We start from the raw sequence: 24,528 nt of genomic DNA on the forward strand, positions 1-24,528 counted from the left end.
CATCACCGCACACCGCGAACTGGGAGCAGCCCCCGATGGCTCGACACCTCATCACCAGCGCCCTTCCGTACATCAACGGGATCAAGCACCTGGGCAACATGGTGGGGTCCATGCTTCCGGCGGACGTGTACTCCCGGTACCTCCGCCAGCGCGGCCACGACGTCCTGTACATCTGCGCCACCGACGAGCACGGCACCCCCGCCGAGCTGGCGGCCAAGGAGCGCGGGCTGCCGGTGGACGAGTTCTGTGCGCAGGCGCACGACGCGCAGAAGGCCGTGTACGACGGCTTCGAGCTGGCCTTCGACTACTTCGGCCGCAGCTCCTCGGCGCAGAACGCGGAGATCACCCAGCACTTCGCCCGCAAGCTCAACGAGAACGGGTTCATCGAGGAGCGGGCGATCCGCCAGGTGTACTCGCCGACCGACGGCCGCTTCCTGCCGGACCGGTACGTCGAGGGCACCTGCCCGTACTGCGGCTACGACAAGGCGCGCGGCGACCAGTGCGAGAACTGCACCCGGGTCCTCGACCCGACGGACCTGATCGACCCGCGCTCGGCGATCAGCGGGTCCACGGACCTGGAGGTCCGCGAGACCAAGCACCTGTTCCTCCTCCAGTCGAAGCTCCAGCAGGAGGTGGAGGCGTGGATCGACGAGGTCGGCGACGCCTGGCCGCAGCTCGCCTCCTCCATCGCCCGCAAGTGGCTGACCGAGGGCCTGCACGACCGCGCGATCACCCGCGACCTGGACTGGGGCGTGCCCGTACCGGCGGACACCTGGCCGGAGCTGGCGGCCGAGGGCAAGGTCTTCTACGTGTGGTTCGACGCGCCCATCGAGTACATCGCCGCGACGAAGGAGTGGGCCGACGCGGCGCCCGCCGGTGAGGTCCGGGACTGGAAGTCGTGGTGGTACGAGGCCGACGACACCGTCCGGTACACCGAGTTCATGGCCAAGGACAACGTCCCCTTCCACACGGTGATGTTCCCGGCGACCGAGCTCGGCGTGCGGGAGCCGTGGAAGAAGGTCGACTACGTCAAGGCGTTCAACTGGCTGACGTACTACGGCGGCAAGTTCTCCACCTCGCAGAAGCGGGGCGTGTTCACGGACGCGGCGCTCGACGTGCTGCCCGCGGACTACTGGCGGTACTTCCTGATCGCCAACGCCCCCGAGTCCGACGACTCCTCGTTCACCTGGGAGCACTTCACCGCCACGGTCAACAAGGACCTGGCGGACACCCTGGGCAACTTCGTCAACCGGGTGCTGTCGTTCTCGAAGAAGCGGTTCGGGGACGAGGTCCCGGCCGGCGGCACGCCCGGTGTCGCCGAGGAGAACCTCGGTACGGAGATCGCCCGGCTGCTCGCCGAGTACGAGGAGCAGATGGAGGCGCTCCAGTTCCGCAAGGCCGCGGCCGCGCTGCGCGCGCTGTGGTCGGCGGGCAACTCCTACCTGGAGGAGAAGTCCCCCTGGCTGGAGATCAAGACCGACCCGGAGGCGGCGGCGCTGACGCTGCGCACGGCGATGAACCTGATCCACCTGTACGCGGTGGTCTCCGAACCCTTCATCCCGGCCACGGCGAAGGCGATGCGGGGCGTGTTCGCCCTGGAGGGCGACACGGCGCTGTGGGTCACGCCGGCTGAGGCGTCCGCGTTGGACACCGTGCCGGTGGGGACGTCGTTCACGGTGCCGCCGGTGCTGTTCGCGAAGATCACGGACGAGGACCTGGAGGCGTTCCGGGTGCGCTTCGGCGGCGGCGAGTAGTCCGTCGCCGCTCCAACGTGACGAAGGGCCGCGCGGTTCGTCCGCCGCGGCCCTTCCGTACGTCCACCTGCGGTGCGCTGTCCGGGTGCGGGTGCGCAGTGGTTGCTCGCGCAGTTCCCCGCGCCCCTGATCGGGTGCGTTGCGGCCAGGGTGCGCTGTCCGGTGCGGGCCGGCCTCAGGTCGCCCCAAGGGTCCCCGTCGGCGCTCTACTCGAACTCGTATTGCAGTTCGTACAGATGGCCCGCTTTCGCCGTCACGGTCACCTCGATCGGGCGTTCGTCGTCGCTGTACACGACCCGCAGCGTCCGCAGGATCGGCAGATCCGTCGGTAGACGCAACGCCTCGTACTGGGCTTGGGTGGGCACGCGGGCCGATACGCGGTCGACGGTGAGCCTCGGCGGATATCCCATTCCGGCCAGAAGAGCGGGCGTCCCTCCCCGGATCTTCCGGGGTTCCGCCAGGGCGGTTCCCCACGCGAGGTCGAGAGGGTAGTACGACGAGACCAGTTCGACGGGCTCCCCGTCGTGCAGCAGGAGTTGCTTCCGTTCCACCGCCGTTCCGGTCCCGGCCAGGCCCAGCCGTTCGGCTACGTCGTGCGGTGGCCGCACCTCGAACACACCCAGGAGTCGGACGCTGCCGCTCCTACCGCGCTCGGCGGCCTCGGCGAGCCACGGGTAGGGCTTGCCCGGGTCAGCGGGCCTTCCGAAGTCGGCCGGGCGGATCGTCTCCTGCCGGTGTTCGCGGACGGTCACCCCCGAGCCCGCTCGACCGATGACCAGGCGTTCGTCCTTCAGTATCCGCAACGCCTTCTGCACAGTGGCGTTCGACGCCTCGAACCGCTCCTTCAGTCGCTGCGTGGAGGGCAGGTTGGTGGCGGGCGCCAGGACACCGGACATGATCTCGTCGCGTAGATCCGCGGCGATGCGCTCGTGCAGGGGACGCCGGTCGAAGGTGTCTTCATGGGTCTCGGGCATGTCAGTCCACCCTCCTCTCGTAGCTGAGTTGCTGGGTGGCGGCCGGGAAGATCGACACATCGACCTGGAACGGGACGCCCCGGTCGTCCGCCGTGACCCGGGTCAGGGTCAGTACGGGGGCATCGGCGCCCATCGCCAGCGACTCCCGTTCCTGAGCGTCCGGCATCCGCGCACGCACCACTTCGCGTACGACGTGAGCGACGTGTCCGAGGTCCGCCAGCAGCGTGACGGCGCCACCGGGGATCTTCGAGGTCTCCGTCAAACGGGTGCCCCGGGCGATGGCCGCCGGGTAGTAGGTGTCCGTCAGCTCCGTGGGCTCCCCGTCGAGGAACATGACCCTCCGGCGGACGATCACCTCCGCCGCTTCGTGGAGCCCCAGCAGCTCCGCCACCTCACGGGAGGCCCGGACTTCCTCGGCCCGGACGACGCGCTGCGTCCCCTTGCGCCCCTTGACAGCGGTCTCGGTGGTCCAGGCGTCGGCCTGACCCGGCGCAGGGGGTCTCAGATACGGCGCGGAAGCGTGCGTCCACCCGTCTTCGGGCACGGGTCCTCCCCTCTTCAGCAGCGTCCCAGAGCCTTGCCGCTCTACACAGTAAAGCGTTCCACTTACAGGCACCTTGCTGCTTTTCGCGAAAAGCGATACGTTCGCGCCGCTGGTCACCGCTGGGACGTGAAGGAGAGCCGACATGCCGCAGAGTTCGAGCGTCAGCAGGGACGGGGGAGAACGCGCATGAACCACCGTCCCCCAGCAACCGAGACCACGCCCCGGCCGGACACGGAAGCCCTCGCCCGTTGGCTCCTCCTCGCCGCCGAGGACCGCTCCACCGCTCTCACCGAGTGGGCGTCACGCGGTGTGGCGCTGCTCGCCTGTGGGCGGACCTTCGACGCCGTCCGCGTACCCTGCGACCTGGTGCGCGTTGCGACCGGCGCCGCGGACGACGCGCGGGCCGCTGCCGTCCTGCGCACCGCCCTGAACGGCGGACCCGTCTTCCTCGACCGCACCACCCGGCAGACCTACGTCCTGACCGCCTGCGGCACCTGGGCCACGGACCGGATGCCCCAGGTGGAACACCTGGGAGCCGGGTACTACCTCGGCGTGCCCCGGCTCGACCTCGCCGCCGGACGGAGACGGTCCCATTGGGCCGGGCCGGTCGACCGGTACGCCTGCCCCACCGCCCCCCTCCACACCCTGCTCGTACACGGATTGCAACGGCTGCGCCGAGCCGAAACGGCGACGGACGAACACGCGTGACCCGAGAGGCGCCCCGTCAGGGGCGCGGGGAACTGCGCGGGCAACCACCATGCACCCGCAGGGGAACGCGTACCGCCGGGAACCGGACGGCGCGCCGAAGGGCCGGCGCCTCCGGGGAGGAGGTCGCCGGCCCTTCGGGGAAGAGAGGAACTACTTCGGCTGGGGCTTGCGCACGCTCAGGTGCAGCTCCCGGAGCCGGGACTCGTCCAGCTCCGTGGGCGCACCCATCATCAGGTCCTGCGCGTTGCCGTTCAGCGGGAACGCGATGGTCTCCCGGATGTTGGGCTCGTCGGCGAGGAGCATGACGATCCGGTCGACGCCCGGGGCGATGCCGCCGTGCGGCGGGGCGCCGAAGCGGAACGCGCGGAGCATGCCCGCGAACTCCTGCTCCACGGTGTCGCGCTCGTAGCCCGCGATCTCGAACGCCTTCAGCATGACCTCGGGCTCGTGGTTGCGGATCGCGCCGGAGGACAGTTCGACACCGTTGCACACGATGTCGTACTGCCAGGCCAGGATGTCCAGCGGGTCCTTCTCCTCCAGGTCCTTCATGCCGCCCTGCGGCATGGAGAACGGGTTGTGGGAGAAGTCGATGCGGCCGGTCTCCTCGTCCTTCTCGTACATCGGGAAGTCGACGATCCAGCAGAAGCGGAAGACGCCCTCCTCGAAGTGGCCGGAGCGCTTCGCGGCCTCGACGCGCACCGCGCCCATGATCTTCGAGACCTCGTCGTACTCGCCCGCGCCGAAGAACACGGCGTGGCCGGGGGCCAGGGCCAGGCGCTTGGTCAGCTCGGCGACGTTCTCCTCGGTGAGGAACTTGGCGATCGGGCCGGTCAGCGAACCGTCCTCGGCGACCCGGACCCAGGCGAGGCCCTTCGCGCCCTGCTCGACGGCGTACTCACCGAGCTGGTCGAAGAACTTGCGCGGCTGACCGGAGACGTCGGGCACCGGCAGGGCCCGTACGTGCTTGCCGGCGAACGCCTTGAACGCGGAGCCCTCGAACACGTCGGTGATGTCGACCAGCTCCAGCTGGGCCCGCAGGTCCGGCTTGTCGGAGCCGTACTTCGCCATGGACTCGCGGAACGGGATGCGCGGGAACGGCGAGGTGACGGGACGGCCGCCGCCGAACTCCTCGAACAGCTCCGTCATCAGCTTCTCGATGGGCCGGAACACGTCCTCCTGCTCGACGAAGGACATCTCCACGTCGAGCTGGTAGAACTCGCCCGGCGAACGGTCCGCCCGGGCGTCCTCGTCCCGGAAGCAGGGGGCGATCTGGAAGTAGCGGTCGAAGCCGGAGATCATCAGCAGCTGCTTGAACTGCTGCGGGGCCTGCGGCAGCGCGTAGAAGCGGCCCGCGTGCAGCCGGGACGGGACCACGAAGTCACGGGCGCCCTCGGGGGAGGTCGCGGTGAGGATCGGGGTCGCCATCTCGTTGAAGCCGAGGGCGACCATCTTGTGGCGGATCGCGGAGATCACGGCCGTGCGCAGCATGATGTTGCGGTGCATGCGCTCGCGGCGCAGGTCGAGGAAGCGGTACTCCAGGCGCCGCTCCTCGTTGACCCCGTCCTCGGCGTTGATCGTGAACGGGATCTGCTGGGCGGCGCCCAGCACCTCGACCACGTCCGCCTCGATCTCGACCTCACCGGTCGGCAGCTCGGCGTTGACGTTGTCGGCGCCGCGGGACACGACCTTGCCGTCGATGCGGACGACGGTCTCCTTGGTCAGCTTGTCCAGGACCTCGGCCGCGGCGGTGCCGGGGCGGGCGACGAGCTGGGTGATGCCGTAGTGGTCGCGCAGATCGATGAAGAGGATGCCGCCCAGGTCTCGACGGTTGTGCAGCCAGCCGCTCAGCCGGACGTCGGCGCCGACGTCAGAGGCGCGGAGCTCGCCGCAGGTGTGGGACCTGTACCGATGCATCGTGGTTCATCCAGTCTTGACGGAGTGCAGTGCCGGGCCCGTCAAGGTTACCGCCCGCCCCCAAGATCCCCCGCCCCGTTCGTACGCCCGTCCCGGCCGCCCCGCGCACCCCGGCCGCCCCGCGCGTTCCCCGCGTTCCGTGCCCCCCGCCGGGCGGCGCCGCCCCGGACGCGGTGGCCTTTTCCGGTCCGATATTCCTACAGTGGGGCAATGCGTACCGAAGAGCCCCCGCCCTCCGCACGGGCCGGGGCGTCCGCGCTGCCCGGCGCCGAGGAGGTGCTCAGGGCGCTCCGCACCGGGCTGTGGCACTGGGACACCGCCGCCGGTGTCGTCACCGTCGACGCGGAGGCCGCCCGGCTGCTCGGCCTGCCGCCGGTCGCCGGCGAGGTCACGGAGGCCCGGGTGCGCGCCCGCTTCCACCCGGTCGACTGGAACGAGATCGACGGGGTCGTCCGGCTCGCCGTCGCGGAGGACTCCCTCGCCGAGGCCCGCCTGCGGATCATGGACGAGCGGGGTCGGGTGGTCCGCACGGTGCGCAGCCGCTCCAAGCCCACGTACCACCGCGAGACCGGTTCGTACGAGCTGCTCGGCGTGCTCCAGGAGATCGGCGAGCAGCCGCCGGGCGCCGCCGCGCACTCCCCCGTCACCGGTGACTGGCGCCGCTCCCGGGAAGCGTTCCTGCTGGACGCGGGGCGGGCGCTCGCGGAGGCCCGGTCGACGGCGGAGGTGCTGCGGGTGGCGGCCCGGCTGTCGATGCCGGGCTTCAGCCCCGACGGCCTCGCCGTGTTCGGGTTGGCGGGCGACCGCCTCACCGTCATCGGCCACCACGGGCACTCCCCGGGCGCCGAAGGCCCCTTCACCGCGATGCCGCTGGACACCGACTACCCGGCGGCCGAGGTGGTGCGCACCGGACGGGCCGTGTACCTGTCGTCGCCCGGTGACTACCGGCGCGCCTACCCGACGGCGTGGCGGCTCGCGGAACCCTTCGCGCGGCAGTCCTGGGCGTACCTGCCGCTGGTCGTCGCGGGCCGCACCATCGGGGCGTGGATGGCGGCGTTCGCGTACCGGGTGACGTTCACCCCGGACGAACGGGCGGTCCTGACGACCGTCGCGCGGATGCTGGCCCAGGCGCTGTCGCGGGCGGGCGCCGCCGAGAGCGAACGGGAGCTCACCGACGGCCTCCAGCGCTCGATGCTGCCCACCCTCGGACCGGAGATCCCCGGCGTACGGCTGGCCGCGCGCTACGTGCCGACCGGCGGCGGACTCCAGGTCGGGGGCGACTGGTACGACGTGATCCCGTTGCCGTCCGGCCGGATCGCCCTGGTCATCGGGGACGTCCAGGGGCACGACGTCCGGGCCGCCGGGCTGATGGGTCAGCTGCGGGTCGCGCTGCGCGCCTACGCCGCCGAGGGCCACCGCCCGGACGCGGTGCTGTCCCGCGCCGGACGGTTCCTCGCCGGACTCACGGACGCCGTCCCGTACGGTGCCACGGGCCCCGCGCCGCCCGGCGAGGCCGCCGAGACGCGTTTCGCGACCTGTCTGTACGTGGAGGCCGACCCGGTCACCGGGGTACTGGAGATCGCCCGCGCCGGGCACCCGGAGCCGGCGATCCGGCTGGCCGACGGCACGGTCCTGCTCCGCTCGACGGCCGGCGGGCTGCCGCTGGGCATCGACCCGGACACCGACTACCCGACGACCCGGTTGGTCCTGGAACCCGGCGAGACCATGCTGATCTGCACGGACGGCCTGATCGAGACGGGCGGCCACGACTGGGACACCGGTTGGGCCCGCATCCGCAGCACGTTGGAGGAGCACCCGGGCGACAGCCTGGAGGAACTGGCGGACGGCCTGGTCCAGGCGGTGCACGGACCGTCCTCGCACCACACGACGGGACCGCTGGCGGACCGCCGCGAGGACGACATCGCCTTCCTGCTGCTGCGCCGCGGTGAACGTCCCGCACCGGTGGCGCCGGCCCGGCGGACCCTGCTGACGGTGGCCCAGGCGGAGCCCCACCGGATCGCCGCGGGCCGCCAGCAGTTGCGGGAGCTGCTGCACGACTGGGCCGACCGCGAACAGGTCGACGCGGCGGTGCTGATGGTGTCCGAGACGCTCACCAACGTCCTCGTCCACACGGACGGCGATGCCCTGATGACGGCCGCGGTGACCGGTGAGCCGGGCCGGCGCCGGCTGCGGGTCGAGGTCACCGACGCCAGTGACGACCTGCCGCACCGGCGCGAGCCCGGCGAGTTGGCGTCCTCCGGGCGGGGCCTGGTGCTGATGGACCTGCTCGCCGACGCGTGGGGCGTGGACCCCCGCGGCGAGGGCAAGAGCACCTGGTTCGAACTCGCCGAATCCACGAAGCCCGCGGGGTCGGAGCCGGAGCCCGGCACCTAGCGCGGTCGTACCGGACGGCGCTCGTACCGGACGGCGTTCGGAGCACGACAACTCCCGGTACCGGGGCGGGTGTCCGGCCTGATACGGGCTTGGCTCCCGAAGCGGCGGTGGGGCACCATGACCACTGGACAAGTCAACTGGCCAACCAGTGAGGGACACGCGAACCCATGGCACTGCCGAAGTACGAACAGATCGCGACCGAGATCCGGGGCCGCATCGTGCGGGGCGAACTCAACGCGGGCGACAGCCTGCCGAGCGAACGCGAGATGACGGACCGGTGGAGCGTCTCCCGTCCGACGATCGTCCGGGCGCTCCAAGTGCTGCGCCAAGAGGGCCTGATCGCCTCCCGCCAGGGCGTCGGAACCACCGTCCAGCCGCGCATCCCGCTGGCGCGCAGCGCGGGCGAGCGGTACCAGACCGCCGTGGCGACGGGGAACATCTACACGGCCGGCGAGTACGCCGAGATCCTGGCGGCAGAGCTGACGGCCGCTCCGGAGCACGTCGCCACCGCGCTGGGCGTGGAGCCGGGAGCGAGCGTCGCACGGCGACAGCGCGTCACTCGTGAGGGTGATCGGGCTTCGGCCATGTCCACCTCGTGGTTCACCACCGAGGTGGCCGACGCCGCGCCCCGGCTGTTGCAGCGGGAGCGGGTGCGCGAGGGCACCACGCGTTATGTGGAGATGCAGACCGGTCGGCGCCCGCAGACGGGCCGCGACTGGTGGAGTGCGCGCCTCGCCACCGACGACGAGCTGCGCGTTCTCGGACTCGACGGGCCGCAGGCGGTCGCGGAGGTGCGCCACATCTCCTACGACTCGGAGGGCAAGCCGCTGGCCTACGAGGTGGGCGTGACGCCCGCCGGGCGGTGGGCCAGGACCGAGGAGTACGCCCTGCGGCAGGAGTGACACGCTGGCCGGAAGGCCCCCATCGACCCCAACAACCCCTGCTTCGGCAGGGGTTGTTGCGTTGCCCCTCCTTGACTGGACAGGTCAACCGGTGGAATGGTCCACCTGTCCAGTTCTCGTGACAGAAGGGCAGGCGACACCAGATGGCCGATCCCCGATACAGGCCCGGCGTCGGTTGGCGCGTGGACCGCATCCCGGGCAAACGCGTCCAGAAGAGCGAAGGTGACGACGGCACCCGCTACCGACTGCCGCTCATGGTCTTGCGGAACGGCGAGCACCGGGGTGACGCCGGTCTGTGGATGTCCCCCTCCGAAGCGGAAGCCCTCCACGCGGAGCTGTGCCACGTCCTCGCGGACAACGACGAGGACCGCCGCCGCCCCGCCTGCTCCCCCACCCGGTGAGGCACGCCCGCAGTCGGTTACGGCTGCGCGACGTGCTCGTCCGTTACACCGGCGTACTGATGATCGTCATGGTCAGCGGCACGTGCGGCCCGGTGATCGGGATGGCCCTCGGCATCACCTGAGCCCCCTGGGTGCCACCTGTCCGGCCGGTGGCACCCAGGGCCCGCCACGCAGTGGCCGTCCGAGGTCCGGCGTCGGATCAGGACCCGCCGGGTGAAGGTGCGGGCGGGGGCGGGGGCGTCGCGCCGCCGCCGTAGTGGATGCGCAGCTCCGAGATCACGCCGAACGCCGCCGCCGTGAGCGGCACCGCCAGCAGCATCCCGAGGATGCCGGCCACCGACGCACCCGCGGTGATCGCCAGCAGGACGATCGCCGGATGCATCTGCACCGTCCGGCTCTGGATCATCGGCTGGAGCACCTGACCCTCCAGCACCTGCACGGCGAGCACCACCCCGAGCGCCCAGAGCGCGATGACGAACCCCCGGTCGGCGAGGGCGACGAGGACGGCGACCGCCCCGGAGATGAACGCCCCCAGGTAGGGGATGTACGCGCCGACGAAGACCAGGGCGCCCAACCCGATCGCTCCCGGCACCTTCAGGACCAGCAGACCGACGGTGATGCACACCGCGTCGATGAAGGCGATGAGCGTGGTCCCGCGCATGAAGCCCTCCACGGCCCGGAACGCCCGGCGGGCCATCGCCTCCAGGGTGTGCCCGGAGCCGCCGGGCGCGAACGAGTGCAGCGCGGCGAGCGCCCGCCCGGAGTCCCGGAGGAAGAAGAAGATCAGCAGCAGGGCCAGGACCGCGGTCGCGATCATCGTGCCGACGACGCTGATCCCGGTGATCACCCCGGACGCCGCGGTGCTCCCGAACTTGCCCAGCAGTTGCTTGGCGTTGGCCGCCAGGTCGTCCAGGGAGGTGCCGGCCGCCCCGAAGTACTCGGTGAGCGACCGGCCGGCCACCCGTAGCGAGGTGATGATCTGCGGGCCCGAGTCGATGAGCGCCCCGACCACGATGTACACCGCCCCGCCGACCACCGCGACGACGGCCACGCAGGTCAGGCCCGCCGCCAGCGAAGCGTTCACCTTCGCCGCCACCAGCCGCCGGTACAGCGGTCGCAGCAGCGCCGTGCCCAGCAGGGCGAGCAGCACCGGGGTCACCGCCGTCTTGAAGACGATGCACAGCCAGATCCCGACCGCCGCGACCCCGGCGACCAGGAGGAACACGACGCACCAAGCGGCGGTCCGACGGACGGGTTCGGGCAAAAGGGTACGCACGGTCCATAGCGTACGCAGGGGGTCGGCGAACCACGGGCGCGCCCCGCGGGCGCCGCCGACGGGTGACGCCCCGGCGGCCCGCGGGTCCTCAGTCCCGGAGGTTGATCGTGCCGCGCTGCCGCGGACCGTCGAACTTCGAACGGTCGACCGGCGGTCGGGGCGCCGGGGCGGCCGCCGTCAGCTTGATGACCTCGCGACCGGCCAGGGCCACCCGCCACTGTCCGAGGTCGGGCCGCGCCCCGTACGGCCCGGCGGCCTGGTCCAACAGCCGCCGCACCGCGTGCTCCCGCCGCTCGTCCAGCACGCCGGGCAGCGGGGTGAACGGTGCGCCCGGGGCCGCGTACGCGTCGCGCGCCAGGATGCGGCTCACCGCGAGGGCGGCCTTGTAGCGGTCGCTGTCGACGGTGACCGCACCGGGCTTCGCCCCGGGATCGCCCCAGTCGATGGTGTCCGCCTGCGCCAGCACCGGCGCCCGGCCCACCAGCCGCGCGCCGTCGCAGTCCAGCAGGTACACCGCGGGGGCGGGCCGCAGGGTCCACAGCACGTTCGCCGCCGAGAGGTCACCCAGCACCAGGCCCATGGTGTGCAGCCGGTGCAGCGCCTCGACCAGGGCCACCGCCAGCGCGTACCGCTCGGCCGGCGAGGGCTGCGCCACCGTCTGCCAGGCGGCCTTCGGCGGGCGCAGCAGGAACGCCAGCTCCGTCAGCTTGGTGTCACCGGTGCCCGTGGTCCAGGTCATCGTCTCCGGGGCCCGGCGCATCAGGAAGCCCGTCACCCGGCCCGCGCTGACGACCCGGCACAGCGGCCACGCGGCCTCGGTGTCGAGGCGGCCGCGGTGCACCGGGTCGAGGACCCGGCGCACGCCGACCAGTTCGGCGAGCGCCTCCCCGTCGACCTGCCGCGGATCGCGGTAGCTCTTGTACAGCACCGTGGGCAGGTCGGCCAGGGTGAACACCTCGCCCTGGCCGCCGTCCCCGATGCGGTCCCGCACCGCCAGTGCGCCGAGGGGGACGTCCGCGCCGTCGTCCACGCTCATCCCTCGGGGCCCTCCCACAAGCACACGGCGGTGCGGTCGTCGTCGTAGGACTTCACCCGGTACTGGAGTTGCCAGAGGAAGTCGACCGGTCCGGGCACTTCGGCGGAGCCCCAGGCCGCGGCGAGGAAGTCCCGCATCCCGGCGTCCCCGGCGAGCGGGGTGGACAGGCCGTCGGTGCACAGCACCAGCAGGTCCCCCGGCAGGGCGGGGCCGTGGATCAGCGAGCGGGCGAACCGCGAGCCGGGCAGCGCCTCGGTGCCGGTGTCGATGACCCCGGAGCCGCCCTGCCCCTCACCGAACACGTCGACGGTCCACACGCCCCGGCGCAGCAGCGCCCCGCCGCCGTCGCCCACCGCGAAGAAGCCGCGGTCGCGCACCCGCGGGTCGAGGGGCACCAGCAGTCCGCGCAGGGTGGTGGCGTGGTCGGCGGGGTGCCCGCCGCGTTCGGCCACGCTGCGGGCGAGCCCTTCGGCGGCGCTGCCGACCGCGGAGTTCACCAGCGCGCTGAACGTCGACTCGTCGTGGGCGCGCAGCGATTCGGCGAGTTGCTCGGCGTACCGGTCGAGGAAGAGCGCGACGCTGCGGCTGACCTCGTGCGAGCCGATGTGCGAGCGGGCGGCGGAGCCCACGCCGTCGGCGACGGTGAGCAGCAGCAGTCCGTTCGCCGGGTCGGGGCCGCCGAGTCGGGTGACGCCCAGCGCGTCCTGACGCGGACCGCCCTCGTAACGGTGCGAGTCCCCGCGGATCGAGGCGGCCCGTACCGTCAACGCCCCGTGGGTGGCGCCGTCCACGACGATGTCCGCAACGACCGCGCCGTCGAGGTCGTCGCGCACGGACGGCAGGATGCCGGGGTGCGGCGCGTACAGCGGCGGCTTGGGCCCGCTGTGCCGCGGGGGTCCCAGCAGCGGTACGGCGACGGGCACCCGAACGGCTTCCGGAACGGCGCCCGGCGGGACCGGTTCCGCTGCGGGCACGCCCTCGACCGCGGGCACGGGCGCCGGGGCCGGTACGGATGCCGGAGCCGGTACGGGGGCGGGCTCCGGTACGGGGGCGTGCGGTACGGGGGCGGACTCCGGTACGGGAGCGTGCGGTTCGGGGAGGGCGACCGGTTCGGGGGTGGGCGGCGGCGGGGCAACGGGACGGTAGATCACCGCGCCGACGCCGGACGGCAGGCTGTTCCACGCCTCGTCGAGCGCGTCCGCGCGTGCCTGCCCCGCCCCGGCCCCGGGGACCTCCTCGGGGCCCGACGCGGGAGGCGGCCACTCCTGGGGGGAACCCGGCTGGGGGATGTCCGGCTGGTGCACGGCCGGCCTCAGAGCTTGTCGAGGGTGACGGAGGTGAACCCGGGCACGGTCTCGTCCACGGCGAGGTTGAACCCGCCGCTGCCGTCCGCCGGGATGCTGCTCGCCGAACGCACGATCGACCGGGTCAGACTGGCCGCGAACTCGCGCAGCGCCTGCGCCGCCGACACGCTCTGGTCCTGCTGCATGAACGCCCGGAAGTTGGCGACGTGACCGATGGTCGCCCGGTCCGCCTCGCCGATGCCGAAGGCGATGATGTTCGGCCGGTAGCGGGCGTCGATCAGTTCCTTGTGCGCCTGCTGCCAGTCGTCGTCGGTGGGCCCGCCGTCGGAGAGGAAGAACACCACCGGCCGGTACACGTCGTGGCCCTCGGCCTTCAGCGTGGTCACGTCCGCCTCGATGCAGGTGCGCAGCGTGCGGAACGCCTCCCCGTACGCGGTGAGCCCGCCGGCTGCGAGGCCCGGCAGGGTGTCGATGTCGCTGAGGTCCACCAACGGTTGCAGCACCTTGGCGTCGTTGGAGAAGCCGATCAGGCAGAAGCGGGTCTTGTCCGCGACGGTCGGGTTGGTGCTGATCTCGCGGTGCAGCTCCGGCAGGGCGCTGTTGATGCTGTCGAGCGGGTCACCGTTCATGGATCCCGACTCGTCGCACACGAGATAGAAGGGAAGGATCTGCACGGTTCTCGTACCTCCGGGCGGTGCTGTCAGGGTCGTGGGGCGGGGCGAACGTCCGGCGAGCCGGCAACGGTGCGCTGCGGAACGGTCGCTTCAGTAGGTGTAGAAGTAGATCTCCAGATCGGCGGAACCGGCGGCCCCGCCCTTCCAGAAGTCGCGGGTCGTCGCCCCCTTGAACATGCTCGGACGGGCCTTCGTCAACAGCGAGTTGACCCGGTGCGCGTAGTCGCCGCCGGCGCCCGGTTCACCGTGCCGCCCGAAGGTGAGGACGAACGCGGCCTGCCGGCCCCGGTGCTTCGCGGTCACCGCGCGCAGTTGGCGCACGATGCGGGACCCGTCACCGCGGGACGCCGCGATGGAGACCCGCACCGGTTTGCGGTTGACCGCGCGCGGACCCTTCGGCTTCGCCGGCGGCTTGCCGTCCGCCGACGCCGAAGAGCCGGGCCGCTTGCCCTCCGCGGCCTTGACCGGGTCGCCCTGGTCGCCCATCGCGACCAGCGCGAGGACCAGCAGCAGGTCCGCGAAGAGCCAGCCCGCCAGGTGCAGGGCGTTGAACCGGCGGGGACGCGCCGGCCGCCTCCCCGGGGGCCTCACCGGTGGCCCGCCGGGGGCAGCGCGCCGGGCGCGGGCGTGTCACCGCCGTCGACGGGACGGGCGTCCTGCGGCTCGTCGTCGAGCCACGGGCCGTAGGGGGCGGCGCTCTCCACTCCGGTGCCGGTGCGCCCCTCGGTGCTGCTGGAGCCGGGCGGCTGGTTGGCCAGGGTCGGCTTGACCAACGTCTGGTCGACCACGGTCGGGTCGCCCGACGACGAGTTCACCGACGTCCGACCGGTCGATGTCGAAGCGCCCTGCTCCGGGTGGCCGGCCGGGCCCGGCACCCGGGGGCGGAACGCGCCCTCGCGCGCCGCCTCCGCGACCACCGCGACGAGTTCCGCGAACCGTTCGGCGGTCTCCCGCAGGGCCCGGGCCTCCTCGGCGAGCCGTTTCGCCGCCTCCTGGGAGCCGGCGACCGCCCGCGCCGTGTCCTCGGTGACCTCCCCGAGCCGGTCCAGCACACGGGCCGACACGTCCGTGGCCACCTCCGTCGCCGTGGTGAACGAACGTTGGGCGGCGCCCAGGGTGTGGACCGAGTCCTCCACCCGCTCCCCGGCCCGCCCCAACGCGTCCCGCACCTCGCCGTTGACGGTGCGGACGCCGTCGAGGGCCTTGCCCACGTCGCCGCCCGTGGTGCGGACCGCCGTCTCGATGCGGTGCGCGGCCTCCTCCAGGGGCCGGGCCGCGGCCTCCACCCCCGCGAGCCGCTGTTCCGCGCTGTCCACGGCCTCCCCCACCACGGACGCGGCGGCCGTCAGCTCCTTCTGCGTGGTGGCGGACCGCCGCACCAAAGACCCCAACGAGCCGGCTGCTTTGCTGAGTTCACTGGTGAACCGGGCGGGCGAGGTCAGCTTCTCCTCGTTGAGCAGGAGTTGCGCCTTGGTCAGTACGGGGACGAGCCGGGCGAGCAGGTCGTCGGCCGTGCGCTGCGCCTCGGCCTCCCGGCGGTCCTCGCGGGCGCGTCGGATGCCGTGCACGGTGGTGAGGACCAGCAGGACGACGATCGCCCCGGTCGCCAGCATCGCCACGTTCCCGAAGGTGGACCAGCCGGTCAGTCGCCCTTCGAAGCCGGTCTGCCACAGCTGGAGGAACGGTCGGGCCGCCATCTTCGGGTCCGCCCCGATCAGCGCCTCGTACGCGCTCGACGCCCGGGTGAGTCCGATCCAGGTGAGCAGCAGGGGAACGAAGACCAGGGCGCCGAGCACCGCCTCCAACAGACCCCAGAGTCCGCGCCGCCCGTCGTCGCCGTCCGGTACGTGGACGCTCTCCGGGCGGGCGTAGGCGTCCAACAGGTCGAGTTCCGTCCAGGGTTCGAGATCGCTGTCACCGACTCCCTGGAGCGCGTCGGCGAGCGTGCTGAGCTCGTCCCGCCGTCGCGCGAGCCCGGGTTGGTCGGCCAGGTACCTCAGCTGTCCGGCGACCGCCGAACGGTCGGCCAGTACCCCAACGGGCATGAACACCCCACAGAACAGTGGACGGAGAAGACGGATCGGACGCAACGGGCAGGGGAACGGAGCGTACAAGAGGGGACACGGAAGGACACCGTGAACGGCGACAACGGTGACGGCGTCGAACGGTGGCACACCGCACCGCGGACCTTCCGGATCGGGCCGGCCGCCCGCCCCCGCGCGCCGGTCGTACTCACCCCCGTGACCCCCGCGCGCAGCCGCCGATACTAGCGCACAAGGCGCGGACAGGGCATATGATCCGGCTTGTTTCCAAGGGAGTTGGGGACCGCAGAGGGGGCCCGATGCACACCAGTGAACACCGTCCCGGGGACGACCGAAGACGTCAGGTGATCGATCTGCGCGGGCCCACCGCGCCCACTGCGCCCACCGCGCCCGCCCCGGCTCCGTCCCGGCAGGAGGAGCGTCCCCGCCCCCCGACCCGGTTGCGCGCACCGGAACCGGGTGCGCGGGAGCCCGGTGCGCCGGAGCCGCTGGTGCTGTCCGCCGCGCGACCGCAGACCCGGATCGGCGGGCGGGGCGTCCTCCAGGCCAACCTCAACTGGCGGCCCGGGGTGGACGCCGACCTGGACCTCGGTTGTCTGGTCGCCTGCCGGGAGGGCGACGGCACGGCGGTCCAGGCGCTCGGCGACGCGTACGGGTCCCTCACCGCATGGCCGTACGTCAGCCTCGACCAGGACGACCGCACCGGTGCCAGTTCCGACGGCGAGACCCTGCGCGTCAGCCTGGACCACGCCCACCTCTTCGAACGGCTGCTGCTCTACGTGTACGTGTACGAGGGCGCCGTCGACTTCCGCAGTCTGGGTGCCGCGGTGACGGTGTCCGCTCCGGGTCAGCAGGACGTCCGGATCGACCTCGACGATTCACCGACCGGGGCGACCGCGTGTGCGATCGCCCTGGTCCGTCCGGCCGTCGACGGTTTGTCCCTGCGCCGGGAGGTGCGGTGGTTCCGTCCGGCGCCGGAGCTGTGGATCCACCAACAGATCGACGCGGCCTACGGGTTCGGCTTCGAATGGGTGTACGCGACGAAGGGCGAACGCTGAGGCGGACGTCCCGCGCGGGGCGGTTCAGGACGTTGCGGGATCCCGGGCCTCCCATGCGCACAGGGTCCCGTACGCGGACTGCACGAAGGGGGCGAGGGGCGTGGGCGCGGTGTTCGCGAGGGCGGCGAGCGCGGTGCCGGAGCGGGGGAGGAAACCCACGAAGGCGGTGAACCCCCGGGTGCCACCGGAGTGGTGCAGGAGCGGGCGACCCTGCCGGGGTCGGAGGTTCCAGACCAGACAGAGGCGGTTGTCGGTGCGGGGGAGCACCAGCCGCGGGCGCTGCACGTCGGCGAGGGCGGCGCGCAGGCTCGGGGGCGCCGCGCTGGCCGCGGGGTCGAGCAGGGCCGTCAGCGTGGTGAGCAGGTCCCGGGCGCTGGAGCGCAGGGCGCCGGCGGCGGGCAGGCCGGGGATGCGCCAGGCCGGCCGGGGCTTCCCGTGCCAGTGCCCCCGCGCCTGGGGACGGTGGGGGTCGCAGTCGGAGTCCGCGAGGCCCAGCGGGGTCAGGACCCGTTCGGCCAGCAGTGCGGGGTAGCCGGCCGCGTCCCCGTCGTCGCGACCACCGGCGGCCCGGACCAGTGCGTGCCCGAGGAGCCCGGCCCCGAAGTTGGAGTAGCGCACCCGGGCGCCGGGCCGGTGGTGCAGCCGGGTGCGGGCGAGCGAATCCATCAGGTCGGTGGTGGTGAAGTCGGCGTACGGGTTGCTGAACCAGGCGCGCCGGGCCGAGCCGGTGAGCAGGCCCGGGGGCAGCCGGGGCAGCCCGGAGGTGTGGGTGGCCAGGTGCAGCAAGGTGATCGGGGGGCATGGCACCCGACGGGGCAGATAGCGGCTGACGGGGTCGTCGTAGCGGACCTCGCGTCGGGCGGCGAGCTCCGCGAGCAGCAGCGCGGTGAACGTCTTGGTGACCGAGCCGGTCTCGAAGCGGGTCTCCGGCGTGCTCCCCCGGGTCAGCAACAGGCGCTCGTCGCCGTGTCCGGCCGCCACGGCCACCGCTGTCGCGCCCTTGGCGGCGTGGAGCAGTGGCCGTAGCCGGGCGTCGAGGAGCGGGTCGGTCACCGGGCGCCCGCCCGGTCCCCGACGGCCCGGTCCCCCGCGGCCCGGGCGAGGGCGACGGAGCCGGCCACCGCGGTGACGACGACGGTGTGTTGGTGGTCCGCGAAGCGCAGCGCCGGATCCTCGTCGACGGGGTCGCCGTCGCGGGGCACGAAGCCGTCCTCCTGTTGGAGGTCGGCGAGCATCTGCCAGTCCTCGGGGTTGCAGTAGGGATCGTCCAGGCTGGCGCCGACGATGAGGAGTTCGCCCACCAGGTCCCACTGGGCGACCTCGCGCCAGATGTCGATCCACACCGGTAGCCAGGTGCGCAGGTACTCGGTGATCTGCGGGGACAGGCCCTGGGGGCGGCTGCCCCAGTCGGTGAGGTGGAAGACGGTGTGGGTGACCGCGTAACCGGTGATCCAGTTGATGGCCCACGGTTCGGGCAGGGCGCCGAGCCAGGTGTCGCGGGTGAGCGCGGCCCAGTCGTCCCGGCGGTCCAGGCCCACGACCCGGGCGGCGTTCGCGACCGCGAGCTTGCGGTTGGGCACGTGTTCGATGCCCTCGACCGAACGCAATCCGGTGAGGTGGGTGAGCAGCCGGTGCAGGTCCGCGTGACGGTATCCGCAGCGGGCGAAGGTCGCGTAGGTCTCCAGCGGGTCGGTCATCAGGACGTGTTGGAGCTGGCGTTCGTACAACATGTCGCCCTGCCGGAACTGGTCCCAACAGAAGTCCAACAGGCTCTGGGCCGCCACCAGTTGACCCGGCCCGGCGACCCCGTCGCGGAGGATGACGGAGGCGGCGAGCGCGGTCTCGCTGAGGGGTTTGTAGACGCTGTCGGGTTCGGCGAGCGTCTCCGTGCCGCCCTGGGGGAACGCGCCGTGGGCACGGTTCGCGTGCAGCCAGGACAGGCCCCGGTCGGCCATGCTCCGGGCCGCCACGGCCACGGACTCGGGAACCGTCATCTGCGTACCGCCTCCGGGTCCTGCGGGTGCTGGGGGAGCTGGCCTTCGAGCAGGTGCCGGGCGACCGCGAGGTCGACCGCGGCGCGGGGGCCCGTTCCGCCCAGGATCCGTACGTGCTCCGTCGTCGTCACCGGGTCGAGCGGCAGTGCGACGCCCTCGTGGTGGAGCCAGGCGAGCCAACGGATGAGCCGGACGGCGGTGGAGTAGTCGCGGCGCAGCAACGAACGGGTGACGCCGCGGGACAGGGACAGCGCCGCACCGCGGGCCGCCTCGTGCACCGGGCCGTCGAGACCGGGGGTGGCGAGCGAGGCGAGCTGCGCCATCCGTACGGACCACTGCTGCCAGTCGCCGGTGTCGGTGAGGGCGTCGGCCGCGGTGGGGGGCGGGGCGTCCGTGCCGGGGGCGCGCTCCCCGCCGAAGCGGGTCAGGAGCTGCCCGGTCGCCCAGTCGCGCCAGGCGACGACGCCACCGTCGCCGGGGGCCGGGGAGCCGACGACCGACGCCGGGAAGGCGTCGAACGACTGGGCCACGGCGGCGGCGTCCTCCGTGTGGAAGGGAACGCCGGTGAGCACGTGCGGGGTGAAGGCGTCCGCGCCGATGACCCGGATGGCGGCGAGAGCGGCCAACGCATCGGGAGCGGTGTGGAAATGGCGGGCGATGAACGCCGTGTCCTCGGCGCCGCGAAGGGCGCTGAGGACACGGGTGGCGAGTTCGTCTGCCGCCGCAGCGAAGTTCGCCCGAGAGCTCACTTACTCTTCGGCTCCCTCGGCTCCTTGGGGGACAGGAGCAGGGCGAGCAGCAGAAGACCGAGGGACTCCGGCGCGTAGATGGGAGCGCCGCTGACCGTGGTCTCCGGCTCCAGCATCAGTGTTCCTACGGCCGTTGCCTCAGTAGAGGTAGCGACGATGCGAATGTCCTTCTGAGCGAGCATCAGTGCCTCCTTTGGTAGAGACGTATCACCACTTATGTGGCGATGCTGCTAATGAGGCTAGCCGTTCATACAAGACTTAGAGCGGCGAAGTTCTGATATTCACCCGAAAGGCGGCGTGTCCTGGATGTCCGGCATCGGGGCGGCCGGGGCGGTGAAATCGGTGCGGAACTCGGCGGTGAACTCGGCGGTGAACTCGGCGGTGAACTCGGCAGGAACTCGGTGTCGGCTACCGCGTCTTGCCCCCGGGTGACCCCGCGCCGGAGGAGTGCGGAGGGCCGCCGGGACGAGGCGCTCGTGCAGGGTCCGGCTGCACGCGGTGCGGGCGCCCGCGCGGGTGGACGTCGAACGGCCCCGTCCGGCTGGGGGGCCGGACGGGGCCGTGGACTTGCGGGCGGACGGGGCGGACGCCCCGGGGTCACATGCCGTGGACCGCCGGGATCGTGCCGAGCCGACCCTTCTGGAAGTCCTCGAACGCCTGCTGGAGCTCTTCGCGGGTGTTCATGACGAAGGGACCGTAGTGGGCCATCGGCTCGCGCAGCGGCCGTCCGCCGAGGAGGACGACCTCCAGGTCCGGAGTGTGGGCGTCCTGCGACTCGTCCGCGCGGACGGTGATCGACGAGCCGTTGCCGAAGACCGCGGTCTGGCCGAGGTGGATCGGGCGACGGTCCGTGCCCACGGTGCCGCGCCCGGCGAGGACGTACGCCAGGGCGTTGAAGTCCTGCCGCCAGGGCAGGGTGACCTCCGCGCCGGGGCGTACGGTCGCGTGGACCATCGTGATCGGCGTGTGGGTGATGCCGGGACCCTCGTGTCCGTCCAGCTCACCGGCGATCACCCGGAGCAGCGCACCGCCGTCGGGCGTGGTGAGCAACTGGATCTCTCCACCGCGGATGTCCTGGTAGCGGGGGTCCTTCATCTTGTCGGCGGCGGGCAGGTTGACCCACAGCTGGAGACCGTGGAACAGGCCGCCGGACATCACCAGCTGCTCCGGCGGGGCCTCGATGTGCAGCAGGCCGGAACCCGCCGTCATCCACTGGGTGTCACCGTTGGTGATGGTCCCGCCACCGCCGTTGGAGTCCTGGTGGATGAAGGTGCCGTCGATGATGTAGGTGACGGTTTCAAAGCCGCGGTGGGGGTGCCAGGGCGTTCCCTTCGGCTCACCCGGCGCATAGTCGACCTCGCCCATCTGGTCCATCATGATGAACGGGTCCAGGTACTTGTAGTTGATCCCGGCGAAGGCCCGGCGGACCGGGAATCCCTCGCCCTCGAAGCCGGTCGGAGCGGTGCTCACGGCCAGCACCGGACGCGCGTCGGCGTCCTTCGGTGCAGCCACGCGGGGCAGGGTCAGCGGGTTCTCAACGGTCACAGCGGGCATGGTGGGGACCTCCTCGTGATCCGAGTTTAGTTGAATGTAGAACTTTCTGCCACTGGAAAGCATTCCCCTGCACCACCGGGCCGACCCACCCGACCCCGAAAGACGGAAACGTCCCCGCCACGCGCTTGGATTCTCCAAGTACTGCTGCTGGGCGAGGCCGGTCCCATCGAGGCGGGACCGGCCGGCGCGGGACCGGTCCGCCGCGGCGAGGGGCGGTCCCGCCGTGGCTGGTTTCGGTCCCGCCGTGGCGCGGCCGGGCCCACCGCCAAGCAGGTCGGCCCCGCCCTGGCACGGGACCAACCCCACCGGTGCACGGGTCGGGCACGTCGCAGCGCGGGATCAGCCCCGACCGGCGAACGGGTCAACCACACCGCAACGCGGAATCAGCCCCCGCCGCCGAACGGGGTCGGTCCCGCCGTGGCGCGGGTCGGTGCCGCCGCGGCTGGCTTCGGTCCCGCCGTGGCGCGGCCGGGCCCACCGCCAAGGGGGGTAAGGGGGTCAGCCCCCATGCCGGGCCCACCGCCAGGGGGGCACCCCCTCCCCCCTTCCCCCCTCCCCTCCCCACCCCCACGCGGGACCAGCCGCACCGCTGAACAGGTCACCCCCACCCGGCGAGGCCGGCACACCGCCGAGCAGAGTCGGCCGCGCTCCGGCACGGGGCCACCCCATCGCCGTACGGTCAGCCCCGGCGCGACGGCTCCAGCAAGCCGCGCAGCACCTCGTACGAGTGGTCCCAGTTCCACTCGGCCCGGACCCACGCGCGCCCCTTCGCCCCCATGTCGGACGCGAGCCGGCCGTCCCGCAGCAGCCGGATCAGACGGTCGCCCACCGCCGCCACCGACCGGCCGTCGACCACGTAGCCCGTCTCCCCGTCGCGCACGGTGTCCGGGGCGCCACCGGAGTCACCCGCGACGACCGGCAACCCGGACGCGGCGGCCTCCAGGTAGACGATGCCCAGCCCCTCCACCTCCAGCCCCCGTCTGCGGGTACGGCACGGCATGGCGAAGACGTCGGCGGCCGCGTAGTACCCGGGCAGTTCGCCGTGCGGGTGGCCGCCCGCGAAGACCACGCCGTCCGCCACCCCTTCCGTCTCCGCGAGTCTTCGCAGCTCCGCTTCGTGGGGGCCGTCCCCGACCAGCAGCAGCACCGCGTCCGGGATCACCCGGCGTACCCACGGCAACGCCCGGACCAAGGTGTCCTGCCCCTTGCGGGGCACCAACCGGGAGGCGCACAGGATCACCGGGCGACGACCGAGGCCGTACCGCGCCCGAGCCGGGGTGCCGTCCAGCCCGGGCCGGAAGACCGCCGTATCGACACCGGGGACCAGCCGCTCCACCCGGGCGCCGGGCGGCAGCGCCGCCGCTATCGGGCGGCCGGTTGCGGGGCCCAGCACGGTGACCACGTCGGTATGCGTGCCTATGCGGTGCAGCAGGCCGCGAGTACCGGGCGTCCGTGCCCACCAGACCTCGTGGCCGTGGGTGGTCGCGACCGCCGTCCGCACCCCTGCCTCCCGCCGCAGCCGCCGCGCCATGAGGCCGAGCGGGGCCGCCGCACCGAACCAGACCCGGTCGCAGCCGTGGCGGCGCGCCAACCGCACCGCCTTCGTCGTCGCCGCCGGGGTGGGCAGGAGGGTGCGGGCCCGGGTCCGCACGACCGGGTACGGGAGCGCGGCGTCGTGCGCGGCGGCACCGGGTTCCGCCGAGGTCAGGACGACGACCCCGTCGGCGGGGAAGCGGTCCGCGAGGGCGCCGACGAAGGTCTCGATGCCGCCCTGCCGGGGCGGGAAGTCGTTGGTGACGATCAGCGTGCGCATGCAGGTCTCCTGAGGTGGGGGGACTCGGGCACGCAGTCCGTTCGGCGCCCGTCGACGACGAGAGTAGGAACGGGAAGGCCGGCGGGGCGTCATACGACGGTGCCAACCCGCACCTCACACCACGGGTTGATGTGGTCTCGCTCCTGCCGTCCGTACGGTGAGCGCATGGGCGTTGCACCGATCCTCCGCACCGCCCGGCTGCGCTCGTGGGCTGGTTGGACTGGCACGTCCGCCTACTACAGCGCCACCGGGTGGGTCCTCACCTGCCTCGCGGTACTGGAGCTGATCTGGATACCGGCCGCCTCGCTCTGGGCGGACGTGGGGGTGTTGGTGTCCGCGGTGTCCCTGGTGTGGAGGCGCGTGTGCCCGCCCATCGGGTTCCTCACGGTCGCCGCGGGGCTCGTCGCCTTCGCCGCCGACTACAGCTTCTACCTGGTCACGATCGTCAGCGGGCTGTGCGGCGTCTACACCCTCGCCCGGAACCGGGTGCAGCACCCGGCGGTCCTGGTGCTGGGCGGACTGCTCGGTGCCGTGGCCGTGAACCTGGTGCACATAGCGACCTGGCCGCCCATCGACGGTGTGGTGGTCCCCGCCATCGGAGAGCGCGCCTCGCTCGGGCTGTTCGCGGAGGCGTTCATCCTGACGGTCGTGGTCATCGGCGCGGTCGCGATGGGGGACGCGGTCCGGGCCCGGGACGAGACCCGGCGGGAGCGCGCCCGGTCGCAGGCCCGGCTGATAGCGATGGAGAGACGGGAGGCGGCGGCGGAGGAACGGGCGGCCATCGCCCGCGAACTGCACGACATCGTCGCCCACTCGGTGTCGATGATCGCCGTCCAGGCGGAGAGTGCCACGTACACGACGCCGGGCCTGACGGCCGAGGCCCGCGAGGGCTTCCAACAGATAGCCGGGAACGCCCGTGCCTCGATGGACGAACTACGGCGACTGCTCGGGGTGTTGCGCACCCCTGGCGAGCCGGGCGAGGTGCTGACCGCTCCGCAGCCCACCTTGGAGCACCTGCCCGCGCTGCTGGAACAGCACCGTGCGGTGGGTGGGCGGGCGGAGTTGACGGTCATCGGGGAGCGAGTCGCCCTGCCCGCCGTCTGGGAACTGTCCGCTTACCGCATCGCCCAGGAGGCCCTGACCAATGCCCGCAAGCACGCGCCGGGCGCCCGTACGCTGGTGGAGGTCGACTACGGCACGGACCGACTGCTGGTGGTGCGGGTCCGGGACGACGGGCCCGGCGCGGCGCGGGCCTCACCCGACCCGCCCGATCAGCCCGACCCGCCCGGCTCCCCCGTCCCGCCCGGCCCGTGCGGTGACGGACACGGACTCAACGGCATGAGGGAGCGCGCCGCCCTGGTCGGAGGACGCCTCACCGCCGGAGCAGGACCGGCCGGGGGCTTCACCGTGGTCGCGGAACTCCCGTGGTGAACGGCA

General features: G+C 72.6%; 21 protein-coding genes. 7 read left to right on the plus strand and 14 right to left on the minus strand.

The window, feature by feature from the left end; all coding sequences use genetic code 11:
• Window positions 1-35: 35 nt before the first annotated feature.
• Complete coding sequence (metG, locus tag ACFYOU_RS23380) at window positions 36-1,754, plus strand: methionine--tRNA ligase (protein ID WP_391308165.1); 1,719 nt, start codon at window positions 36-38, stop codon at window positions 1,752-1,754.
• A 206-nt stretch (window positions 1,755-1,960) separates the two neighbouring features.
• Here the strand turns inward: metG and ACFYOU_RS23385 are convergent, their stop codons facing one another.
• Together ACFYOU_RS23385 and ACFYOU_RS23390 are read right to left on the minus strand one after the other, a co-directional pair.
• Entirely contained in the window at window positions 1,961-2,728 is a 768-nt protein-coding gene (locus ACFYOU_RS23385; protein WP_391308167.1) for a UTRA domain-containing protein, read from the minus strand.
• 1 nt (window position 2,729) lies between these two features.
• A complete protein-coding gene (locus tag ACFYOU_RS23390; RefSeq protein WP_391308169.1) occupies window positions 2,730-3,272 on the minus strand; it encodes a UTRA domain-containing protein in 543 nt (180 codons plus the stop codon).
• A gap of 186 nt (window positions 3,273-3,458) precedes the next feature.
• Between ACFYOU_RS23390 and ACFYOU_RS23395 the strand changes: the two genes are divergently transcribed.
• Window positions 3,459-3,980, plus strand: a complete 522-nt coding sequence (locus tag ACFYOU_RS23395) for a hypothetical protein (RefSeq protein WP_391308171.1) — start codon at window positions 3,459-3,461, stop codon at window positions 3,978-3,980.
• Window positions 3,981-4,130: 150 nt separating this feature from the next.
• Here the strand turns inward: ACFYOU_RS23395 and aspS are convergent, their stop codons facing one another.
• Window positions 4,131-5,894, minus strand: a complete 1,764-nt coding sequence (gene aspS / locus ACFYOU_RS23400) for an aspartate--tRNA ligase (protein WP_391308172.1) — start codon at window positions 5,892-5,894, stop codon at window positions 4,131-4,133.
• A gap of 210 nt (window positions 5,895-6,104) precedes the next feature.
• Between aspS and ACFYOU_RS23405 the strand changes: the two genes are divergently transcribed.
• The 3 genes from ACFYOU_RS23405 to ACFYOU_RS23415 all read left to right on the plus strand — a co-directional run bounded on the left by ACFYOU_RS23405 (window position 6,105) and on the right by ACFYOU_RS23415 (window position 9,591).
• Window positions 6,105-8,288 carry a SpoIIE family protein phosphatase gene (locus ACFYOU_RS23405; protein ID WP_389763903.1) on the plus strand — a complete coding sequence of 728 codons (2,184 nt, stop codon included), beginning with the start codon at window positions 6,105-6,107 and terminating at the stop codon, window positions 8,286-8,288.
• Between the two features lie 167 nt (window positions 8,289-8,455).
• The gene (locus ACFYOU_RS23410; RefSeq protein WP_389763905.1) at window positions 8,456-9,190 is read left to right on the plus strand and encodes a GntR family transcriptional regulator; all 735 of its coding nucleotides are present in this window, start codon (window positions 8,456-8,458) and stop codon (window positions 9,188-9,190) included.
• A 143-nt stretch (window positions 9,191-9,333) separates the two neighbouring features.
• A complete protein-coding gene (locus ACFYOU_RS23415) occupies window positions 9,334-9,591 on the plus strand; it encodes a hypothetical protein (protein WP_391308174.1) in 258 nt (85 codons plus the stop codon).
• A gap of 199 nt (window positions 9,592-9,790) precedes the next feature.
• On the opposite strand, the gene ACFYOU_RS23420 is transcribed toward ACFYOU_RS23415, so the two are convergent.
• The 6 genes from ACFYOU_RS23420 to ACFYOU_RS23445 all read right to left on the minus strand — a co-directional run bounded on the left by ACFYOU_RS23420 (window position 9,791) and on the right by ACFYOU_RS23445 (window position 15,926).
• Window positions 9,791-10,867, minus strand: coding sequence for an AI-2E family transporter (locus tag ACFYOU_RS23420; RefSeq protein WP_391308175.1), 1,077 nt, complete (start codon window positions 10,865-10,867; stop codon window positions 9,791-9,793).
• Between the two features lie 88 nt (window positions 10,868-10,955).
• Window positions 10,956-11,903, minus strand: coding sequence for a hypothetical protein (locus ACFYOU_RS23425; protein WP_391308177.1), 948 nt, complete (start codon window positions 11,901-11,903; stop codon window positions 10,956-10,958).
• The gene (locus tag ACFYOU_RS23430; protein WP_391308179.1) at window positions 11,900-13,207 is read right to left on the minus strand and encodes a protein phosphatase 2C domain-containing protein; all 1,308 of its coding nucleotides are present in this window, start codon (window positions 13,205-13,207) and stop codon (window positions 11,900-11,902) included. The genes ACFYOU_RS23425 and ACFYOU_RS23430 overlap by 4 nt, the downstream gene beginning before the upstream one ends.
• Before the next feature lie 8 nt (window positions 13,208-13,215).
• Complete coding sequence (locus tag ACFYOU_RS23435) at window positions 13,216-13,881, minus strand: VWA domain-containing protein (RefSeq protein ID WP_389763917.1); 666 nt, start codon at window positions 13,879-13,881, stop codon at window positions 13,216-13,218.
• A gap of 90 nt (window positions 13,882-13,971) precedes the next feature.
• Entirely contained in the window at window positions 13,972-14,472 is a 501-nt protein-coding gene (locus ACFYOU_RS23440) for a hypothetical protein (RefSeq protein ID WP_391308181.1), read from the minus strand.
• Window positions 14,469-15,926 (minus strand): methyl-accepting chemotaxis protein, encoded by a 1,458-nt coding sequence (locus tag ACFYOU_RS23445; protein WP_391308183.1) that lies wholly within the window; start codon window positions 15,924-15,926, stop codon window positions 14,469-14,471. The genes ACFYOU_RS23440 and ACFYOU_RS23445 overlap by 4 nt, the downstream gene beginning before the upstream one ends.
• Window positions 15,927-16,222: 296 nt before the next feature.
• On the opposite strand from ACFYOU_RS23445, the gene ACFYOU_RS23450 reads away from it, so the two are divergent.
• The gene (locus ACFYOU_RS23450) at window positions 16,223-16,981 is read left to right on the plus strand and encodes a tellurium resistance protein (protein ID WP_391308185.1); all 759 of its coding nucleotides are present in this window, start codon (window positions 16,223-16,225) and stop codon (window positions 16,979-16,981) included.
• A 24-nt stretch (window positions 16,982-17,005) separates the two neighbouring features.
• Here the strand turns inward: ACFYOU_RS23450 and ACFYOU_RS23455 are convergent, their stop codons facing one another.
• From ACFYOU_RS23455 to ACFYOU_RS23475, 5 genes are all read right to left on the minus strand, one after another.
• Entirely contained in the window at window positions 17,006-18,034 is a 1,029-nt protein-coding gene (locus ACFYOU_RS23455) for a serine hydrolase (RefSeq protein WP_391308186.1), read from the minus strand.
• Window positions 18,031-18,975, minus strand: coding sequence for a DUF6895 family protein (locus ACFYOU_RS23460; RefSeq protein WP_391308188.1), 945 nt, complete (start codon window positions 18,973-18,975; stop codon window positions 18,031-18,033). The genes ACFYOU_RS23455 and ACFYOU_RS23460 overlap by 4 nt, the downstream gene beginning before the upstream one ends.
• The gene (locus ACFYOU_RS23465; RefSeq protein WP_391308190.1) at window positions 18,972-19,724 is read right to left on the minus strand and encodes a hypothetical protein; all 753 of its coding nucleotides are present in this window, start codon (window positions 19,722-19,724) and stop codon (window positions 18,972-18,974) included. The genes ACFYOU_RS23460 and ACFYOU_RS23465 overlap by 4 nt, the downstream gene beginning before the upstream one ends.
• Before the next feature lie 597 nt (window positions 19,725-20,321).
• Window positions 20,322-21,278: a pirin family protein gene (locus tag ACFYOU_RS23470; protein ID WP_389763929.1), complete on the minus strand. Its 957-nt coding sequence runs from the start codon at window positions 21,276-21,278 to the stop codon at window positions 20,322-20,324.
• 679 nt (window positions 21,279-21,957) lie between these two features.
• Window positions 21,958-23,091 carry a glycosyltransferase gene (locus ACFYOU_RS23475; RefSeq protein ID WP_391308192.1) on the minus strand — a complete coding sequence of 378 codons (1,134 nt, stop codon included), beginning with the start codon at window positions 23,089-23,091 and terminating at the stop codon, window positions 21,958-21,960.
• 165 nt (window positions 23,092-23,256) lie between these two features.
• On the opposite strand from ACFYOU_RS23475, the gene ACFYOU_RS23480 reads away from it, so the two are divergent.
• Window positions 23,257-24,522 (plus strand): histidine kinase, encoded by a 1,266-nt coding sequence (locus ACFYOU_RS23480; protein WP_391308193.1) that lies wholly within the window; start codon window positions 23,257-23,259, stop codon window positions 24,520-24,522.
• Window positions 24,523-24,528: the final 6 nt, after the last annotated feature.

Origin of the sequence: Streptomyces sp. NPDC005955, from assembly GCF_042871255.1 — a bacterium.
Classification (GTDB): domain Bacteria; phylum Actinomycetota; class Actinomycetes; order Streptomycetales; family Streptomycetaceae; genus Streptomyces.

What these genes read in the sequence shown, in the direction of transcription:
- ACFYOU_RS23460 (WP_391308188.1), bottom strand. Translation starts at nt 18,975, where the DNA reads ATGACGGTTCCCGAGTCCGTGGCCGTGGCGGCCCGGAGCATGGCCGAC.
- aspS (WP_391308172.1), bottom strand. Translation starts at nt 5,894, where the DNA reads ATGCATCGGTACAGGTCCCACACCTGCGGCGAGCTCCGCGCCTCTGAC.
- ACFYOU_RS23405 (WP_389763903.1), top strand. Translation starts at nt 6,105, where the DNA reads ATGCGTACCGAAGAGCCCCCGCCCTCCGCACGGGCCGGGGCGTCCGCG.
- ACFYOU_RS23480 (WP_391308193.1), top strand. Translation starts at nt 23,257, where the DNA reads ATGGGCGTTGCACCGATCCTCCGCACCGCCCGGCTGCGCTCGTGGGCT.
- ACFYOU_RS23445 (WP_391308183.1), bottom strand. Translation starts at nt 15,926, where the DNA reads ATGCCCGTTGGGGTACTGGCCGACCGTTCGGCGGTCGCCGGACAGCTG.
- ACFYOU_RS23395 (WP_391308171.1), top strand. Translation starts at nt 3,459, where the DNA reads ATGAACCACCGTCCCCCAGCAACCGAGACCACGCCCCGGCCGGACACG.
- ACFYOU_RS23385 (WP_391308167.1), bottom strand. Translation starts at nt 2,728, where the DNA reads ATGCCCGAGACCCATGAAGACACCTTCGACCGGCGTCCCCTGCACGAG.
- ACFYOU_RS23475 (WP_391308192.1), bottom strand. Translation starts at nt 23,091, where the DNA reads ATGCGCACGCTGATCGTCACCAACGACTTCCCGCCCCGGCAGGGCGGC.
- ACFYOU_RS23425 (WP_391308177.1), bottom strand. Translation starts at nt 11,903, where the DNA reads ATGAGCGTGGACGACGGCGCGGACGTCCCCCTCGGCGCACTGGCGGTG.
- ACFYOU_RS23410 (WP_389763905.1), top strand. Translation starts at nt 8,456, where the DNA reads ATGGCACTGCCGAAGTACGAACAGATCGCGACCGAGATCCGGGGCCGC.
- ACFYOU_RS23470 (WP_389763929.1), bottom strand. Translation starts at nt 21,278, where the DNA reads ATGCCCGCTGTGACCGTTGAGAACCCGCTGACCCTGCCCCGCGTGGCT.
- ACFYOU_RS23450 (WP_391308185.1), top strand. Translation starts at nt 16,223, where the DNA reads ATGCACACCAGTGAACACCGTCCCGGGGACGACCGAAGACGTCAGGTG.
- ACFYOU_RS23415 (WP_391308174.1), top strand. Translation starts at nt 9,334, where the DNA reads ATGGCCGATCCCCGATACAGGCCCGGCGTCGGTTGGCGCGTGGACCGC.
- metG (WP_391308165.1), top strand. Translation starts at nt 36, where the DNA reads ATGGCTCGACACCTCATCACCAGCGCCCTTCCGTACATCAACGGGATC.